The 2,327-nt window shown below is 71.3% G+C and carries 3 protein-coding genes; 1 reads left to right on the plus strand and 2 read right to left on the minus strand.

Features of this window, described 5'->3' with window-relative positions; translation table 11 throughout:
• Window positions 1–299 precede the first annotated feature (299 nt).
• The gene (locus OXS49_RS33130) at window positions 300–1,181 is read left to right on the plus strand and encodes a polysaccharide deacetylase family protein (protein ID WP_267428738.1); all 882 of its coding nucleotides are present in this window, start codon (window positions 300–302) and stop codon (window positions 1,179–1,181) included.
• Window positions 1,182–1,268: 87 nt separating this feature from the next.
• Here OXS49_RS33130 and OXS49_RS33135 read toward each other — a convergent pair whose 3' ends face one another.
• Both OXS49_RS33135 and OXS49_RS33140 read right to left on the minus strand, forming a co-directional pair.
• Window positions 1,269–1,523 carry a hypothetical protein gene (locus tag OXS49_RS33135; RefSeq protein ID WP_244006705.1) on the minus strand — a complete coding sequence of 85 codons (255 nt, stop codon included), beginning with the start codon at window positions 1,521–1,523 and terminating at the stop codon, window positions 1,269–1,271.
• A 125-nt stretch (window positions 1,524–1,648) separates the two neighbouring features.
• Window positions 1,649–2,326: an RNA methyltransferase gene (locus OXS49_RS33140; RefSeq protein WP_267428739.1), complete on the minus strand. Its 678-nt coding sequence runs from the start codon at window positions 2,324–2,326 to the stop codon at window positions 1,649–1,651.
• Between the last annotated feature and the right edge of the window lies 1 nt (window position 2,327).

Genomic DNA, 2,327 nt, shown 5'->3' on the forward strand with positions numbered 1-2,327 from the left:
CGCGTTGCAATCGAGCACAGCGCTAAGCCTTTGATGTGACGCGCTCTCTTCCGCCGAACCGGCGTCCACTTCGGCGGAGTGCGCTCTAACGTCATGGGATCCCAAAGGGCTCAGCCCTTTGGTGGGGCGTCGGGGTGAAACCCCGACATACGGCTCCCCCACCCCCTCGCAGGGGGTGGGGGAGCCGTACCGCAGGGCTCTGCCCTGCACCCGCGAAAGGTCTCGACCTTTCGAAACCATGACGTTCGCCGGTACGCCGCCCTATCTCGCGGGGATCCTGACGAACCCCGGACTCCGCGATGGATGATGCCCGACACGGCCGCTACGGCTACAGCGCCCTGCCCGACCGCCCGGTCTACGACTGGCCCGGCGGGCGGCGGCTCGCGGTCTATGTGGGGTTGAATCTCGAGACCTTCGATTTCGGCACGGGCCTCGGCGCCGAGCTCGCCCCTGGGGGGCCGCAGCCCGACGTGCTGAACTATGCCTGGCGCGACTGGGGCAACCGGGTCGGGGCGTGGCGGCTGCGCGACACCCTCGACGCACTGGGATTTCCGGCGAGCGTCCTGGTGAACAGCCGGCTCTATCGGGATTGCCCCGGCCTGATCGAGGCCTTCCGGGCGCGCGGCGACGAGATCGTCGGCCACGGCCGCACCAATGCCGAGCGGCAGGGGACGCTCCCGGAGGCGGAGGAGCGCGCCCTGATCGCGGAGGCCACCGCGATCCTGACCCGGGAGGAGGGGCGGGCACCGGGGGGCTGGCTGGGCCCGTGGATCTCGCAATCCCGGGTCACGCCCGACCTGCTGGCCGAGGCCGGCTACCGCTACCTGCTCGACTGGTGCCACGACGACCAGCCGACCTGGATGGCGACCCGCGGCGGCGGGCGGATCCTCGCCGTGCCCTACCCCCAGGAGTTGAACGACATCCCGGCGATCGTCGCCCGCAAGGAGACGGGCCGCCACTTCGCCGACGCGATCGTCGATGCCTTCGACGAGATGCTGGACCAGTCCGCGTCGGCGCCCCTGGTGATGGGGATCGCGCTCCATCCCTACATCGTCGGGCAGCCCCACCGGCTGCGGCCCTTGCGGGCGGCGCTCGCCCATATCGCGGCCCACCGGGACCGGATCTGGCTCACCACCGCAGGGGCGATCGCCGCGCAGGTCTACGCGGAAGCGGGATCATAGCGTGTCCATCATGGGATCCCAAAGGGCTGCAGCCCTTTGGCGGGGTGTCGGGGCAGGGCCCCGACGCGCTCGGGCCTCACCCGATGATCAATCCGGAATCGCGAAGCCGATCGACAGGCACAGGGCCGCCACGGCGGTCAGCGCCACGGCCGCCTGCCGGACCTGATGCCAGCGCGCGGTCCGCGCGCGCTCCTCGCAGCTCGCGCCCAGCTGCAATTCGTCGTCAAAACCCTTCACGAAGGCATCGAAGCTCGGGAAGGCCCGCCGCACGAGCCACAGCCACACGCCGACGGCGACCAGGCTCAAGGCCCAGCCCCCGTAGGTAAACAGATCGTCCAGCATTATCCGGCGCCGCCTCGAGGCTACGCCCCCCTCGCCGCGGATCCTACGGCAGGTTGCCATCACCGCCTAGATGAAACGACACCACACCGGGCCCATACCGTGTTGCCGAATGGATCCGGGCTTACTCACGTCCGGCTCCGGCCCAGGGCGTAGAGGGTGATGGCGGCGGCGTTCGAGACGTTGAGGCTGCGGATCGCCCCCGAGAACGGGATCCGGGCCAGCACGTCGCAGCAGGTCCGGGTCCGCTCGCGCAGGCCCTTGCCCTCGGCGCCCAGCACGATCACCAGCGGCCGGGTCACCGTCAGCGCGTCGAGGCTCTCCGGCGCGTCGGAATCGAGCCCGACGCGCGTAAAACCCCGTTCCCCCAAGGCGATCAGCGCCTCGGCGAGGTTGCGCACGGTCACGAACGGCACGTGCTCCAGCCCGCCGGAGGCGGATTTCGCCAGGACTCCGGTGGCCCCCGGCGCGTGGCGCGCCGTGGTGACGATCCCCGCCACCCCGAAGGCCGCGGCGGTGCGCACGATCGCCCCGACATTGTGCGGATCGGTGATCTGATCCAGCGCCAGGATCAGGGCATCGGCCGGCAGGTCGTCGAGCCCGGGGGCGGGCAGGGGCTCGGCTTCGAGATACAGGCCCTGGTGGACCGCGTCGGGCCCGAGCAGCCGGCCGATCTCGCTCGGCCGCACCAGCTCGGGGGTGATCCGCAGGCCCTCGCCGAACTCGGCCTCCAGCCGCGCGGTGGCGTTCTCGGTGGCGAGCAGCCGGTGCAGGCCGCGGGCCGCGTTGCCCAGCGCCTGGACCACC

Origin of the sequence: Methylobacterium sp. GC_Met_2 (assembly GCF_026540795.1) — a bacterium.
Classification (GTDB): domain Bacteria; phylum Pseudomonadota; class Alphaproteobacteria; order Rhizobiales; family Beijerinckiaceae; genus Methylobacterium.